General features: G+C 63.5%; 14 protein-coding genes and 1 pseudogene. 4 read left to right on the forward strand and 11 right to left on the reverse strand.

Annotation, left to right across the window (positions count from 1 at the left end):
* The first annotated feature begins 89 nt into the window (after window positions 1–89).
* Entirely contained in the window at window positions 90–623 is a 534-nt protein-coding gene (locus CWO89_RS27780; protein ID WP_130581796.1) for a cupin domain-containing protein, read from the forward strand.
* A 113-nt stretch (window positions 624–736) separates the two neighbouring features.
* Here CWO89_RS27780 and CWO89_RS27785 read toward each other — a convergent pair whose 3' ends face one another.
* The 11 genes and pseudogenes from CWO89_RS27785 to CWO89_RS27840 all read right to left on the reverse strand — a co-directional run bounded on the left by CWO89_RS27785 (window position 737) and on the right by CWO89_RS27840 (window position 13,758).
* Entirely contained in the window at window positions 737–2,002 is a 1,266-nt protein-coding gene (locus tag CWO89_RS27785) for a NupC/NupG family nucleoside CNT transporter (RefSeq protein ID WP_130581797.1), read from the reverse strand.
* 218 nt (window positions 2,003–2,220) lie between these two features.
* On the reverse strand, window positions 2,221–2,979 hold the full coding sequence (locus CWO89_RS27790) for an SDR family oxidoreductase (RefSeq protein ID WP_130581798.1): 759 nt from the start codon (window positions 2,977–2,979) through the stop codon (window positions 2,221–2,223).
* Window positions 2,980–2,990: 11 nt separating this feature from the next.
* On the reverse strand, window positions 2,991–3,752 hold the full coding sequence (locus tag CWO89_RS27795) for a proteasome-type protease (RefSeq protein ID WP_130581799.1): 762 nt from the start codon (window positions 3,750–3,752) through the stop codon (window positions 2,991–2,993).
* A 270-nt stretch (window positions 3,753–4,022) separates the two neighbouring features.
* Window positions 4,023–4,871, reverse strand: coding sequence for an alpha/beta fold hydrolase (locus CWO89_RS27800; protein WP_130581800.1), 849 nt, complete (start codon window positions 4,869–4,871; stop codon window positions 4,023–4,025).
* A 155-nt stretch (window positions 4,872–5,026) separates the two neighbouring features.
* Window positions 5,027–6,241: an acyl-CoA dehydrogenase family protein gene (locus CWO89_RS27805; RefSeq protein WP_130581801.1), complete on the reverse strand. Its 1,215-nt coding sequence runs from the start codon at window positions 6,239–6,241 to the stop codon at window positions 5,027–5,029.
* A gap of 165 nt (window positions 6,242–6,406) precedes the next feature.
* Window positions 6,407–7,558, reverse strand: a complete 1,152-nt coding sequence (locus CWO89_RS27810) for a PepSY-associated TM helix domain-containing protein (RefSeq protein ID WP_245476618.1) — start codon at window positions 7,556–7,558, stop codon at window positions 6,407–6,409.
* A gap of 4 nt (window positions 7,559–7,562) precedes the next feature.
* Window positions 7,563–8,891 carry a TonB-dependent siderophore receptor gene (locus CWO89_RS27815; protein WP_130581802.1) on the reverse strand — a complete coding sequence of 443 codons (1,329 nt, stop codon included), beginning with the start codon at window positions 8,889–8,891 and terminating at the stop codon, window positions 7,563–7,565.
* A gap of 395 nt (window positions 8,892–9,286) precedes the next feature.
* Window positions 9,287–9,961: pseudogene (locus CWO89_RS49210) on the reverse strand (TonB-dependent receptor plug domain-containing protein); the annotation flags it as partial.
* A gap of 420 nt (window positions 9,962–10,381) precedes the next feature.
* Window positions 10,382–11,227: a transglutaminase family protein gene (locus CWO89_RS27825; protein ID WP_130581804.1), complete on the reverse strand. Its 846-nt coding sequence runs from the start codon at window positions 11,225–11,227 to the stop codon at window positions 10,382–10,384.
* A gap of 148 nt (window positions 11,228–11,375) precedes the next feature.
* Window positions 11,376–12,320, reverse strand: a complete 945-nt coding sequence (locus tag CWO89_RS27835) for an alpha-E domain-containing protein (RefSeq protein ID WP_130581806.1) — start codon at window positions 12,318–12,320, stop codon at window positions 11,376–11,378.
* 16 nt (window positions 12,321–12,336) lie between these two features.
* Window positions 12,337–13,758: a circularly permuted type 2 ATP-grasp protein gene (locus tag CWO89_RS27840; RefSeq protein WP_130581807.1), complete on the reverse strand. Its 1,422-nt coding sequence runs from the start codon at window positions 13,756–13,758 to the stop codon at window positions 12,337–12,339.
* Window positions 13,759–13,986: 228 nt separating this feature from the next.
* Here CWO89_RS27840 and CWO89_RS27845 point away from each other — a divergent pair, with 228 nt between their 5' ends.
* The 3 genes from CWO89_RS27845 to gpt are packed head-to-tail and all read left to right on the forward strand — an operon-like array spanning window position 13,987 to window position 15,578.
* Window positions 13,987–14,724: a competence/damage-inducible protein A gene (locus CWO89_RS27845; RefSeq protein WP_130581808.1), complete on the forward strand. Its 738-nt coding sequence runs from the start codon at window positions 13,987–13,989 to the stop codon at window positions 14,722–14,724.
* 33 nt (window positions 14,725–14,757) lie between these two features.
* Complete coding sequence (locus CWO89_RS27850) at window positions 14,758–15,033, forward strand: hypothetical protein (RefSeq protein ID WP_130581809.1); 276 nt, start codon at window positions 14,758–14,760, stop codon at window positions 15,031–15,033.
* A gap of 23 nt (window positions 15,034–15,056) precedes the next feature.
* Window positions 15,057–15,578 carry a xanthine phosphoribosyltransferase gene (gpt, locus tag CWO89_RS27855; RefSeq protein WP_130581810.1) on the forward strand — a complete coding sequence of 174 codons (522 nt, stop codon included), beginning with the start codon at window positions 15,057–15,059 and terminating at the stop codon, window positions 15,576–15,578.
* The last annotated feature ends 57 nt before the right edge of the window (window positions 15,579–15,635 follow it).

The raw sequence follows: 15,635 nt of genomic DNA on the forward strand, positions 1-15,635 counted from the left end.
CGCCAAGACCGATTGCCGCCGGGCGGAACGGTGGTAACGTTCCCTCCGACGCGTCCGCGTCGCGGACGCCTGCAATAGGGAGGCACGCCATGGCCAAACAGAAGGCGGCATCAAGACCCGCAGCCAAGACGGCGGTCCGGAAGAAGTGGATCGGCCACAAGACCGCCGCCAAATCCACCGCCCGCAAGGCGATCAAGTCCAAGGGCCGCGTATCCAAGGCGGCGCACAAGGCGCGGCCGAAGCAGCGTATCGCGATCAGCCATCATCGCGAGGAAGACTTCAAGGCCGATGGGCTACGCGCTTATGCGCAATATCGCGATCTCGGAATTGCTGACGCCTCGCACGGGCTCGCGCAGGCGCATGTGATCCGGCTGATCGGGCCGTGCAATCCGGAAGAGGTGTCGAAGCTGCATTACCACGACGTCCAATTCCAGATGGTCTATGTGCTCAAGGGTTGGGTGAAGACCTACATGGAAGGGCAGGGCGAGACGTTGATGCAGCAAGGCAGCGCCTGGACCCAGCCGCCGAAGATCAGGCACATGATCCTCGATTATTCCGACGATGTCGAACTGCTCGAGATCATCCTGCCGGCTGAGTTCAAGACGGTGGAGTTGACGACCTAACCACCGCTGTCATTCCGGGTCGCGCGCAGCGCGAACCCGGAATCCATCGGGCCGCAAGCGCAAGTGGTGAAATGGATTCCGGGTTCGTCCTTCGGACGCCCCGGAATGACAGGTCAGGTCAACATCCCCACGATCGCGCCCATCAGGCAGGTCGTCAGCGTGCCCGATACGATCGACTTCAGGCCGAGCGCATTGATCTCCTCGCGCCGCGTCGGCGCCATCGTGTTGAGGCCGCCGATCATGATGCCGAGGCTTGCGAAATTGGCGAAGCCGCACATCGCATAGAGCATGATCAGGCGCGAGCGCGGATCCAGCGCGCCGGTGGGAAGCTTCGACAGATCGACATAGGCGATCAATTCGTTCAGCACGGTCTTGGTGCCCATCAGGCTTCCCGCGGTGATGGCCTGCGACCACGGCAGGCCCATCAGCCAGCACACCGGCGCCATGACGTAGCCAAGCAGGCGCTGCAGCGAAATTTTCGCGCCGCCGATCTCCGGCAGGATCCCGAGCATCGCGTTGACGAGATAGACCAGCGCCACCAGCACCAGCAGCATCGCGACGATGTTGAGCAACAGTTCAAGCCCGGCCGCGGTGCCCTTGACGATGGCATCCATCGTCGAGGACGCGTGCATCTCGGGATCGCTGGAGGTTCCGGGTTCGAGCGATCCGCCGGTGCGCTGATCGGGCGTCTCCGGCACCATGATCAGGCTGACCAGGATCGCTGCCGGCGCCCCTAACACGGAGGCGATGACGAAATGCGCCGCGGCATCCGGGATCAGCGGCGCCAGCAGGGTGGCGTAGAGCACCAGCACGGTGCCGGCGATTCCGGCCATGCCGCCCGTCATCACCAGGAACAATTCGGCGCGGGTGAGCTGTGCAAGATAGGGCCGGATGAACAGCGGTGCTTCCACCATGCCGAGGAAGATGTTGGCTGCGGTGGAGAGCCCGACCGCGCCGCCGACGCCGAGCGTCCGCTCCAACAGCCAGGCCATGCCGCGCACGATCGGCGGCAGCACACGCCAGTAGAACAGAAGCGTGGTCAGTACGCTCATGACGAGCACGATCGGCAGCGCCTGGAAGGCGAGGATGAAGTCCGCGCCCGGTGCCTTGAGGTCGAACGGCAGCGGCGCGCCGCCGACATAGCCGAACACGAAGGAGGTGCCGGCGCGCGAGGCAGCGGCGATGACGCCGACGGCCTCGTTGATCGCGCCGAAAGCGGATGCCACCAGCGGCACCTTGATCAGCACCAGCGCGGTGAGCAGCGTCACGATTAGTCCGACGATCGCCTGCCGGACCGACACCGCGCGGTGCTTCTCGCTGAACGCCCAGGCGATCAGGAGCAGCGCCACCACCCCGAACGCCGATTGCAGTTGTAACATTCACAGATCTCCCGAACGATTATGGCAGCACGATCTGCAAGTGCAATGCCGCTCCGTTCGGGTGCGGTGAACTTCCTTTGTTCTGGATGTTGTTTCTGTGGACGCCGCTTCCGCCACCGTCATTGCGAGGAGCAAAGCGACGAAGCAATCCACTGTCTCCGCGAGTGGAGAGGTGGATTGCTTCGCTTCGCTCGCAATGACGGTGAGAGCGGGGGCGCTTAACCCCGCCCCACAAACGGCATCTTGCTTGCCATTACCGTCATGAACAGCACGTTGGCGTCGAGCGGCAGGTTGGCCATGTAGGCCACGGCATCGCCGACCGCCTTCGCGTCCATCCGCGGCTCCGGCATCTTGCGGCCGTCGGGCTGCAGCACGCCGTCGACCATGCGGTCGGTCATTGGGGTCGCGGCATTGCCGATGTCGATCTGGCCGACCGCGATGTCGTACATGCGGCCATCGAGATTGGACGCCTTGGTCAGGCCGGTGATCGCGTGTTTGGTCGCGGTGTAGGCGGCGGAGAACGGCCGCGGCGCGTGCGCGGAGATCGAGCCGTTGTTGATGATGCGCCCGCCGCGCGGGGTCTGGTCCTTCATGATGCGGAAGGCGTGCTGGGTGCACAGGAACGGGCCGGTGAGGTTGGTGTTCAGCACCGCCTGCCACTGCGCCAGCGGCAAATCCTCGAAGTTCACCGGCGGCGCGCCCATGCCTGCATTGTTGAAGAGCAGGTCGAGCCGGCCATAGGTGTCCGTCACCTTGGCGAACAGGGCCGCGATCGAGGCGGGATCGGTCATGTCCGCCGGCACGCACAGGCTCTTGCTGGCATCGCCACCGAGCTTCTGCGTCTCCTGCAGCATGTCCAGCCGCCGCCCGACCAGCACCACGGTGAAGCCGGCATTGATCAGCGCCAGCGATGCGGCGCGTCCGACGCCGGTGCCGGCTCCGGTAACCACAGCTATTCTCTTTCCTGCTTCGGCCATCGTTTCCTTCCTTATTGTTTCTTGGATTCAGTTTCGGTCTTGTACGGCGGTCTCGGGATATTCCGATGCGCCGCGCGGAGCGCCGCCGACCAGCGCGAGCGGAGATCGTGGAAATAGGGTTCGCCCGCCTCGATCCGGTGATTGAGGTCGGCCTCGCAGGCGTCGTTGCGCACCACCAGCACGTCGATCGGCAGGCCGACGCCGAGGTTGGAGCGCATCGTCGAATCCATCGAGATCAATCCGGTCTTCAGCGCCTCATAGAGCTCGACATCGTAGTGCATGGCGCGGTCGAGCACCGGCTTGCCGTATTTGTGTTCGCCGATCTGCAGGTAGGGCGTGTCGGTGGTGCATTCGATGAAGTTGCCGGCAGTGTAGATCATGAACAACCGCATCCGCGAGCCCTTGATCTGGCCGCCGAACAAGAACGAGACATCGAAAGAGACGTCTTCCGACCTCAGCGCCTCGCCTTCGGTCGCGTGCACTGCGCGGATGGCACGGCCGATGCGCTGCGCGGCCTGGAACATGGTCGGCGCGTTCAGGAGCGTCTCGACCTCTCCGGTTTCAGGGTCTTCCATGCCTTCCGTCAGCGTCGACAGCACCGACTGGCTGATGGCGAGATTGCCGGCGCTGGCGATCGCCATGATCCGTTCGCCGGGCTGGGAGAAGATGTGCAATTTGCGGAAGGTGGAGACATTGTCGAGACCGGCATTGGTGCGGGTGTCGGCGATCATGACGAGCCCGTCGCGCACCAGGATTCCGCAGCAATAGGTCATTTCCGTCCCCGAAAGTCCGAACGTCTCGGCGCCAAACTAGTAGCCAATTTCGGGATGTGATCCAACCCCAATTCCCCAGGGAACGGCATTGCCTCCGCGATGGAAGCTGCTCTCCCTCTCCCGCTTGCGGGAGAGACGAGCAAAGCTCGCTCCGGGAGGGCCGGGGGTGAGGGTGTCTCCACGATGGGACTTTCCGTGGGGAGAGAGCCCTCACCCGGATCGCATCTGGCGATGCGATCCGACCTCCCCAGGGGAGGTGAGGACGTCGCGCTAGCCTTCCAGAAAATCGAGCAGCGCCGCGTTGAACAGCGCAGGATCCTGCAGGAACGCGAAGTGGCTGACATTGGGAAGGATGAGCAGGCCGGCGCCGGGAATGGTCGCGGCCATGTATTCGGTATGCTCGCGCTTGATGCCCTCGTCATACTGGCCGTCCGCGATCAGCACGGGGGTGCGGATCGCGCGCAACTGCTCGTCGGTCCAGTTCGGCTGGGTCTCCCACATCTTCTCGATCTGGTGCAGGAACTGGTCGAATTCCCCAGGCGTCGGCGAGAGGCGCTCATACTCGGTCTTTGCGCGCGCGATGAACTGCGCGAAGGTCGGATCCTTGTCTACGTCCGGCTTCAGGCCCGAGGTCTGGGTGTTGGCGCCGAACGCAAACACGCGACTGACCCGATCGGGATGGCGCATCGCCATATCGAGTCCGATGATGGCGCCGTCGCTCCAGCCGACGATCGCCGCACGCGGGAGCTGCAGGTGATCGAGCAGCGCGACGACATCGTCCGTCATCAGATCGTATCCGAACGGCTGCGCATTCCGCGTGCTGCGGCCATGGCCGCGGCTGTCGACCAGAATGACGCGATGCCTGCGCGCGACCTCCGGCACCTGCAGACCGAAATAATCGGAGTTGGAAAGCCCGCCATGGAGAAAGACCACCGGGCTTCCTTCGCCGAGTTCGGCGTAATACAGGCTGATGCCGTTCACCTGCGCTCGCGCGCTGCGTCCTGCGACCGGCGCCGGCGTCGCAGGCAGGCTTTTCCACCGCTCGGCGGCAGCGGCGCGGTTGAGCGCCGCCAAGCTGGCGAGAGCGGCGACGATGAAGTGACGCCGGTTCAGATCCATGATTGATGAACGCTCCTGAAGGCCGACAGCTATTCCGCCTAGAGCATTTTCGGTTCTGATTGAATCAGAACCGAAGCTCTAGATTCTTGTTTTGACGCGTTTTCTTCACGCGAACCGGTGTCCACTTCGCTCGAAAACGCTCTAGCCTATCACCATCATGTCTGTCCGGCATCCTGCGCCGAGCGTGCCAAGAGCAGCTTGCCAACGGCGACATATTGCCGTTGCTGCACGGCGGCGTGCTGGGCGGCGACGTGCATGTCGCGCAAGCGCCGCTGCAGCGGCGAGGTCTCATAGACTGCACTGCTTCCGGCAAGCGCGAAACACGCGTCGACGATCCGAACGCAGGTGGCCGCGATCCAGGTCGCGGCCTGCGTGCTCTCGACGACAAGGCCTTCGTCGTTCAGCGTTCCCGCCAAGGCGTGGTGCCAAAGGCTTGCGGTCTGCGCCTCGCAAAAGGCCTGCGCTGCCCTGACATCAGCGGAAATGCGGCCAAGCTCCAACTGGAATATCTCGGAGTCGCGCATCGGCGTGATTGCCCGGAACTGCTGCCGTCCCGCATGGGCCAGCGCCACCAATTCGTCGACGGCGCCTTCAGCTATGCCGACGGCGACCGCACCGTGAAATATCGGCACCAATTGCCTGACCGCCGGATAGAGCGGACCCGGCACGCAAGGCTTGCCGCGTTCGACATCGAAGAAGTTGGCCTCGGGAACCAGTACATCGCGCAGCACAATGTGATGGCTGCCGGTTCCCTTGAGACCGGCCGCATGCCAGGTATCCTCGATTTCCCAGTTCTGCGCCGGCAACGCAAAGCCGCGAACCACCGGCTGCCCGTGCGGACCGGCGAGCGGTTTGCCGTTTTCGTCGGTCATGATGCAGAACCCAGCCATCCACTCGGCGTGCTTGCAGCCGCTCGCGAATGGCCATCGGCCGCTCACCCGGAAGCCGCCCGCCCTAGGCTCGGCCGTTCCAGCCGGCTGCGCGGATCCGCAGATGGGTACGTCCGGTCCGTTCCGATAGATGCGCTCGTAGGTTTCACGTGCTCCCCAGGTCGCGAAAAGACTGCCCCCGCCAGCCACCATCGCGATCCACCCGATCGAACCGTCAAGCCGGGCGAGAGCCCTGATGACCTCCAACCCTTCCGGCAGGGCAAGTTCCATTCCGCCATAGCCTCTCGGCACGAACAACCGAAAGATGCCGATCGATTTCAGCCGCTCGATCAGGTCGGGCGGGACGCAGCGTGCGGCTTCGATCTCGGCGGCGCGAGCCGCGATCTCGGGAGCCAATTTCCGGATACCGGCGAGCACGGTCTTGTTGCTGTCCGGCGCCGTCAGGGTACGAAGGTCACGAAACTGGTCTTGATGGAGCATCTGTCTCGACCTCTCTTGCGGCAAAGGTGTCGCAGGAGAGAATGGAGACGCGGCGCTACCGCATGGTTTCAGCGCGGTCGCTCTGAATTACGGCTGTAACGCGGCGCTAACGTTTCCGCGAGTCGGGCGTGCGGCGATCTCGGTCGACGGTCCAGCGGAGACGATTCACGATGCCGCCGCTGCGGCCGACCGGGCCGGGGCTTGCCTTGCTGCGCCGGCCGGCCTGCGCTTGCCGAGCCAGAGATAGATGCCGCTCGCGAGCACGACGATGGTGGCGAGATCGAGCAGCGCCCAGATGATCTTGAGCGGCAGGCCGCCGTAATCGCCGAAATGCAGCGGGCGCGACACCTGCAGTGTCCGCAAGTACCACGGCAATCCCTTCGCGGTGACGAGTTGCGCGGTCTCTGCATCGACCAGCACCGGCGTGAACAAGCGCGAGGTGATCGGCGTCGATCCCTTGGTCCAGACGATGAAGTGGCGCGGCGTGCCGAACGGCGCTTCGGTCGGCAGCACGAGGCTGACGGGCGTGTTGTCGCCGAGCGCTTGGCGCGCGGTGGCAACGACGTCATCGATGGAAGCGAATTTCAGCAGCGGCGGCTTGCCGAGATACGGCGCGATCAATTCCGGCATCACCTGCGCACGCCAGGCGTTGAACAGCGGCAGCGATATCGTGTTGATGACGCCGGTGAGGCCGACGGCGAACGCCCACACCAGGGTCACGGCGCCGATCAGATTGTGCAGGTCGAGCCATTTGGTCCGCCGCGCGCGGGCGCGTCGCACCTCGCCGAAATCGAGCCGGCGCATGAATGGCGCGTAGAGCATGACGCCGGAGACGACGGCGGTCACGAACAACAAGCCCATGACGCCGAGGAACAACTCGCCCGGCAATCCCATCAGCATGTCGCGGTGGAAGATGCGGATGGTCCGCATCAGCCCGCCTTGCTGCGCGTCTTCGGCGAGGATCTCGGCGGTCCGCGCATCGAAGGACAGCTTCAAGAAGCGCTGTCCCGGCGGTGGCACCGGCGTCTGCGACAGGAAGACGTTGACGACATTGGCGTGGTCGTCGTCCCAGTTCAGGATTTGGACGTAGCGTTCCGGATGGCGCGCCTTTGCCGCGTCAATCAGCCTGCTCAGCGAGGCTTCCGGGGTATCGGGTGGAAGTTCGCGCGCGGCGATCTCCGGCTTAAACAGGTCGTCGATCTCATCGTGAAAGATCAGCGGCAGACCCGTGATGCACAGCATCAGCATGAACAGCGTGCAGACAAGGCTGGTCCATTTATGGACCAGCGACCACCATTTCACGGATCGTGCGGTCATCCCATCACCATCGGTAGCTCATTGTTGCCAACACCGTGCGGCCGACCGCCCAGCGACAGCCGCCCGCCGTGCAGACCGAGACGTAGCTGCGGTCAAACACGTTGTTGACGTTCAGCGCCGCGCTCAACCCCTTCAGCTCATTGAACCGCATTCCGAAATCATAGGACAGCGCCGCGTCAAAGGTCGTGCTGGCGGGAATGATGTTGGCCAGCAGGGGGCTGTTTGCGACGATGGTCGGCACGGTGAGATTGTTGGCGTTGGTCGTGTACATCTCGCTCATGTAGCGGACACCGCCGCCGAAGCCGAAGCCGACTGCCGGACCATTCTGCACCACGTAGTTGGCCCAGAGCGAGGCCGTGTGCATCGGCGTGTTGGCGAGCACCTTGCCGTAATTGACGTCCAGTGGCGCGGCGATCCGGTTGTCGAGGTAGGAGTATTGCCCGCGCAGGCTCAGGCCGGGCAGGGGGCTTCCGACCACCGATCCCTCGAAGCCGCGCGAGGTGACCTCGCCGACCTGGGCGTTGGTGTTGGGCGGGATGCCAGGGCCGGCAATCGCGCTCACCACGTTCTGCTGCTTCAGGTCGTAGACTGCCGCGGTGAATATCAGGTTGTAGCCCACCGGCTGGTACTTGACGCCAGCCTCGACCTGTTCGCCGATAGTCGGCTTATAGGGTTGGCCGTTGGACAGCAAGCCGACGCTGGTCGGCTGGAACGAGGTCGAATAGCTGACATAGGGCGCGACGCCTACGTCAAAATTATAGATCGCGCCGATACGGCCACTCGACTTCTCGTCATTGTTGAGGACGCGCGTGCCGAGATTGAGCGTATTGCCTTCGGCCCAGTCGTAGCGGATGCCGCCGAGCACGGTCAGCTTCCCGAGCTTCGCCTCGTCCTGCACATAGACCCCGCGCTGCTCGAGGTGCTGGTCCATGTTCTGGAACGCCGACGTCGGGACCGCGATGTTCTGCGTGTAGTTCGGCGTCAGGATGTTAAGCGTGTTGGTCGGAGCGTAGCGCGCCAGGTTGTTGAAGTCGAAGCGCTGATAGTCGAAGCCGGCGAGCACGGTGTGCTGCAGCGGGCCCATGTTGAACTTGGCCTGAAGCTGGTTGTCTGCCGCGAAGGTGTTGAGGTTTTCGTTGGTCGAGAAATAGCTCCGCGTGATGGTGCGGCCGTCGCTAGCCGAAGGGTGGGGCCGGCGCCCGTCGTCGTGAACGCGCCGGGCTGCACCTCGATGTAATTGAGCTCGTTGTGCAGATAGCGCACGTTCTGGCGCACCGTGAAGATGTCGTCGAAGCGGTGTTCGAATTCGTAGCCGATGGTCGCCTGCTTGTATTTCAGGCTCTCATAGTTGAAGTCGCCGGCGAAGAAGTTCCGGGGAATTTGCCCATAGGTGCCCGGCACCAGCGTGCCCTGGATCGGCAGCAGCGCAAAGGCGCCGCCCTTCGGGTCCTGCCGATAGCTCGTGAGGAAGGTGATGGTGGTGTCGATATCCGGCCGCCAGGTCCAGGCCGGCGCGATCGCGTATTTCTCCTCGCCGATATTGTCGACCTGGGTGTTGGCGCTAAGTCCGATGCCGGTGACGCGGTAGAGCAGGGTCTTTTCCTTGTCCACGGGGCCGCCGACGTCGAACGCGCCCTGGATGCGGTCGAATGTGCCGGTTTGCAGCTGGACCTCGCCGAATGGATTTTCAGTCGGGCGCTTGCTGACGAGGTTGAGGATGCCGCCGGGCGAAGCCGCGCCGTAGAGGATCGACACCGGGCCGGTGATGAGCTCGGCGCGCTCGAGCAGATAGGGATCGACGCGCGGCGTACCGAACGGTCCGCCCTGCAGGCGCAGCCCGTCTAGATATTGCTCGACGTCGAAGCCACGCGCCTTGACCGGCTGGAAGCGGAAGTCGGTATCGTTGCTGAAATAGATGCCGGGCGCGTAGCGCAGGAGATCTCGGATGCTCTGCGCCTGGCGAACATCCATCTCGCTGCGGGTGATGACGGCGACCGAGCCCGGCGTCGACATGATCGGCGCGTCGGTCTTGGTGGCGCCGGAGGCGCGGCTGGCGACGAAGCCGTTGGTGCCGGCGTTGACGCGCTCCGCGATTGAGACCGTCGCAGGCCTTGACTGCGATTGCGCCGAAGGATTGGCGGCTTGCCGGTCGCGGCGCTGGCTCGCTCCACTCCGCGAAGCGGCCGCCCTGCGTTGCGGTGCCGCGCGCTGCGGGCGCGTCGGCGCATCGACCGTCACGGGCGGCAATGGAGACGCTCCGGATTGGCCGGCGGTCTGCGCGTCCACGGGCGAACCCGAGAGCAGCAGGGCGCCGAGCGCCAGCATGCTTGCAGAACCATTGAATACGTTAAATTGCGAAAACAAAATAACACGACGTGCGAGATCGTGTGCAGTCCAATGCATGTCAGTGCCCCATCCGGCGATCGCTGCGCTGGCGGAGTTGATCCTTGACCTCACGCGACGTTCGCACCCGCACGCGTCTTAGGTGTCGACACTGTCCGCGTCGAGTTGTCGCGTTTTTGAATCTTTCGAAACCGGATGCGGGACGATTCTTAGAAGGCTTCGAATATATCGGCTAACTGATCGGCGATGCTTTTGAATCTGGCACACACGTACTCGCACGCGAGAACATCAGACGAGATACAATCGCGCTGAAATGCCGCAAGCTGTTGCAAATTGACCGCAACACTTTGCTGCCTTGCAGGTATCGCTGTGCTCATTTCAACTATCTGGTTGGGAATAGTTGGTAGCTATCGCGGGAAATCTTGGTCGCGCGAGAGTAGTTCAACGATGCGCGAATCGATGAGGGCCTGCCTGCGTCTCTCACTGCGACTGCGATTGCGATTGCCATTGGCCGGGACGGCCGGCCTGCTCGACCTTGACTGCGACGGTGAGCGTCTCGGTGCCGCCGCCATAACGGGTGCCGCGCACCGGGGCGGCGCCGAGATAGTCGAGACCGACGGCGACGCGGGCGTGGGCATCGGTGGTGCAGATGCCGTTGGCGGCATCGAAGCCAATCCAGCCGAGACCAGGCACATAGGCTTCCGCCCAGGCATGGCCGGCGGCCTGGTTGACCGTGCCGTCGGAACGGAAGAAGTGGCCGGAGACGAAGCGGGCCGGCACGCCGCCGGAGCGCGCGCAGGTGATGAAGATATGCGCGTAGTCCTGGCACACGCCGCGCTTCAGCGCGAACGCTTCCGCCGCCGTGGTGCCGCTGTTGGTCGGGTCCTCGTCGAACGCCAAGCCCTCGTAGATTTGCACCATCAGCGCATGCAGGAACCCGAGCACATCGCCATCGGCCTCCGAGCGCAACTCGCGGGTGAGGGCGGCCATCGCCGGATTGACCTCGGTCAGCGCGGTCGAGCGCAGGAACAGGCTTGGCGGAAAGCGCTCGTCGGTGCCGCGCAGCACGCCGCCGGTGTCGTGGGTCTCGATCTGCCCCTCGCAATGGATGGTGAGGTCGGCGAGCGGGCCGTGGGTCAGCACATGCGTGACATTGCCGAACGCATCCTCATGCGTGTCGAGCCTGGAGTCGGTCGAGACGTCGATCTGCCAGTCCGCGACGTACTGACCGTCATGGCTCGTCGGCGTCATCCGGAGGATCTGGATCACGCCGGAAGCCTGGGGCTCGTAGCGATAGGTCGTGGTGTGGGCAATTCGCAGGCGCATGGCGTACCAACATCAGGTTGGGATCGTCATGCCCGGGCTTGTCCCGGGCATCCACGTCCTCATCACTTGGCCGGCATAGCAAGACGTGGATGGCCGGGACAAGCCCGGCCAGGACGGGCGGGCGTGTGGCTGCGGGCATCTTAGCCCATTAAATCAGATATTGCCTCGTTATGATCTCACCCAGGCGTGAATTGTCTGCAATGAACTCCTGGATGAATTCATGCACGCCGTGCTGGAAGATATCGTCCATATGGCTGTGCTCAAGCCTGTTGCGGATGCCGCGGGCATGGCGCTGGGCGGCACCCTGGCGGCCATAGGCGACGCCGATCTGGTCGAGGTTGCGCACCAGGTTGCCGTAGCAGCTCGCCAGCGACCGCGGCAGCGTGTCGTTGAGGATCAACAGGTCGGCGATCAGCCAGGGCTTGAGCGTCTCGCGATAGACCCAGTGATAGGCCGTCAGCGCCGACACCGAGCGCAGGATCGAGGTCCACTGGTAATAGTCGAGCGGGCCGCCGATATGCTCTTCCTCGGGCAGCAGCACGTGATATTTCACGTCGAGAATGCGCGCGGTGTTGTCGGCGCGCTCCAGATGCACGCCCAGCCGCGAGAACCAATAGGCATCATTGCGCAGCATGGTCCGATAGGCCGAGCCGTCGAAACGCAGCGATGTCTCCTGCACGAAGCGCAGGAACTTTGCCAGATCCTCTCGATTTCCGGTGCCCTTGGACCACACCGCCTGCAGCTCGATCCAGGCGGCATTGATGGTGTCCCACATCTCGCTGGTCAGCGCTGTCCGCACCGAGCGCGCATTGAGCCGGGCCGCCTCGATGCAGTTCTTGATCGAGGAAGGATTGTCTGATGCGAACGACAGATATTCGACGACGTTCGCCTCGTTGGCTTCCTGGTAGTGGTTGTAAAAACTCTGGCCGACGCCGGCGGTCATCAGCGCCGAATCCCATTCGTTGGTCTTGCCGATATAGGCGGCCGGCAGCGCCGTGACGCGCAAGGTGGCGTCGATGGTGCGCGCGAGATATTCCGCGCGCTCGACATAGCGGGCGAGCCAGTACAGGTTTTCGGCGGTGCGCGACAGCATGCGAAAGCTAAACCCTCTACTCGTCCAATATCCAGGTGTCCTTGGTGCCGCCGCCCTGGCTGGAATTGACCACGAGCGAGCCTTCCTTCAGCGCCACCCGCGTCAGCCCGCCCGGCACGATGGTGACGCGCTCGCTGCCGGTCAGCACGAACGGGCGCAGATCGACGTGGCGCGGCGCCAGCCCTTTTTCGGTGCAGGTCGGGCAGGTCGACAGCGCCAATGTCGGCTGGGCGATGAAGCCTTCGGGCTCGCGCTTGAGCTTGTCGCGGAACGCCTCGATGGTTGCTTTCGTCGCGGCCGGCCCGATCAGCATGCCGTAGCCGCCGGAGCCGTGCACTTCCTTCACGACGAGGTCGTCGAGATGGTCGAGCACATAGGCAAGATCCTGCGGCTCGCGGCAGCGCCAGGTCTGCACGTTCTTCAGGATCGGCTCTTCGGAGAGATAGAATTTCACGATGTCGGGCATGTAGGAATAGATCGCCTTGTCGTCGGCGATCCCGGTCCCGACCGCATTGGCGAGCGTGATATTGCCGGCGGCATAGGCCGACATCAGCCCGGGCACGCCGAGCGCGGAGTCCGGGCGGAAGGTGAGGGGGTCGAGGAAATCGTCATCGACGCGGCGGTAGATCACGTCGACGCGTTTCAGCCCCTCGGTCGTGCGCATGAAGACTTCATCGTTCTTGACGATGAGGTCGCGCCCTTCGACGAGTTCGATGCCGAGCTTGTCGGCGAGGAAAGAATGTTCGTAATAGGCTGAGTTGTAGATGCCGGGCGTCATCAGCGCCACCGTCGGCTCGGCCGCGGCACCACGCGGCGCGACCGAGCGCAGCGCCGCCAACAGCTCGTCCGGATAGCGCTCCACCGGCGCGACACGGTGACGGGCGAACAGGTCCGGAAACAGCCGCATCATGATCTCGCGGTTTTCCAGCATGTAGGACACGCCCGAGGGCGTGCGCGCGTTGTCCTCCAATACGATGAAGTTTTCCGGATCGGTCCGGATGATGTCGATGCCGGCGATATGCACATACACATCGTGCGGCACGTCCTGGCCGTTCATCTCCGGGCGGAACACCGGATTCTGGAAGATCATGTCTTCCGGGATGATATTGGCGCGCAGGATGTCGCGGCCGTGATAGATGTCGCGCAGGAACATGTTGAGGGCGAGCACGCGCTGCTTCAGCCCCTTTTCCAGGAGCGTCCATTCCTTGGCCGACAGGATGCGGGGGATCACGTCGAAGGGGATCAGCCGCTCCTGGGCTTCGGCATCGCCATAGACCGCAAAGGTGATGCCGATCCGGCGGAACAGGAGCTCCGCCTCCTGGCGGCGATATTCCAGCGCATCCGGCGGCGTCTCCGACAACCAGCGGGAGAGCTCCTGGTAGGCCTGGCGGATTTCGGCGCCGCCCTGGCCGTTCATCTCATCGAATGCAACTGCCATAAATCCCGAACGTCCTCCGAAGCCATACGCCACAGTGCATGACTTGACGGGATGGTAGCAAGGGGCGGGCCAGCGGGATATGCATTGGCTGGCGACATTTGGTATGGGTGTCTCAAGGGGCTGCTCGAAAAACCGGCTGCCACCTGCTTATTTCGGCAGCAAAGACCCGCGACTTCAAGGCGCTGCGTCGGCAGGGCCTGGGGGCGGAAAAGGGTGAGGAAAGAGACCATGAGCGAGATCGTCACGGCTGGCCTTCTGGTGATCGGCGACGAGATCCTGTCCGGCCGGACCAAGGACAAGAATATCGGCTTCATCGCCGAATACCTGACCAATATCGGCATCGACCTGAAGGAAGTGCGCGTCGTCGCCGACGACGAGGACGACATTGTCGCAGCCCTGAATGCGCTGCGCCATCGCTATAGCTACGTCTTCACCACCGGTGGCATCGGCCCGACCCATGACGACATCACCGCCGACAGCGTCGCAAGGGCGTTCGGCGTCGGGATCGATCACCATCCGGAGGTGGTGGCGCGCTTCCGCGAGCGCTGGAGCGACCAGGACCTGAACGAGGCGCGGCTGCGCATGGCACGCATCCCTGATGGCGCCGAACTGATCCAGAGCGCGACCATCCTCGCGCCCGGCTTCAAGCTCGGCAATGTCGTCGTGATGGCGGGCATCCCGACCATCATGCAGGCGATGATGGATATCGTCGCGCCGAGGCTGAAATCGGGCGTGCGGATGCTGTCCGATTCGGTCCGCGCCAATGCGCGGGAAGGCGACATCGGCGGACCCTTAAGGGAGATCGCCATCGCCCATCCCGAGACCATCATCGGCAGCTATCCGTTCATGGACGAAGAGCAGCGGCCGAACACCAATCTGGTCGTCCGCTCCCGCGACCCGGACAAGCTCGCCGCCGCAATGGGCGCAGTGAAGGAGATGCTGGCAGGACTCAACGTGGTCAGGTAGTCGGCCGATCCGGCGATCGAGCGGTGCAAGGCGATGATATGGGTTCGCAGGATTTTCCTTGTCGTTCTCCTCCTGCCTTCACTTGTTGTAGCCGGCTTTGCGATCCACGCTTGGTTCGGCGGCTGCATCGTGATTGATTTAAAATGGGAGGGATGCGGCAGCAAGGCAGCTGGATTGTTTCTGGTAAGCGTTGCTCTGCATTTCTTGACCGTCCCTCTCATGCTCACTTGGCTGATCGTGGCAGCATTCGATTTGATCGTGTTGTTGATCGCCAGGAGACGTAATACCGCGATCGACAATCGCGCCTAGATCCGAAGACATAGGAGGACCCGATGACAGGGGACGCACTGAGCGCGCAGGAACGGGCAGGCAAGGCCTTCCCGGTGTCCTGGGACCAGTTCCACCGGGACTGCCGGGCACTGACCTGGCGGCTCAATGAGGTCGGGCCGTTCAAGGCGGTGATCGCGATCACCCGCGGCGGCCTGGTTCCGGCGGCGATCGTGGCGCGCGAACTCGGCGTGCGCGTGATCGACACCGTCTGCATCGCAAGCTACGACCACACCAAGCAGGGCGACCTTCAGGTTCTGAAGGGCATTTCGGAAACAACCGCCAAGCTCGGCAATGGCACCGGCAAGGGGCTCCTGATCGTCGACGACCTTGTCGACACCGGCAAGACCGGCAAGATGGTGCGCGAGATGATGCCTGACGCCCATTTCGCCACCGTCTACGCCAAGCCGAAGGGCCGGCCGCTGGTGGACACCTTCATCACCGAGGTGTCGCAGGACACCTGGATCTTCTTCCCCTGGGACACCGCGCTTTCGTTCCAACCACCGATCCGCGACGGCGCGGCGTAGCTCTTGCTGTCATTCCGGGGTGCGCGTGAGCGCGAACCCGGAATCTCGAGATTCCGG

Origin of the sequence: Bradyrhizobium sp. Leo170 (assembly GCF_004296405.1) — a bacterium.
Classification (GTDB): Bacteria; Pseudomonadota; Alphaproteobacteria; order Rhizobiales; family Xanthobacteraceae; genus Bradyrhizobium.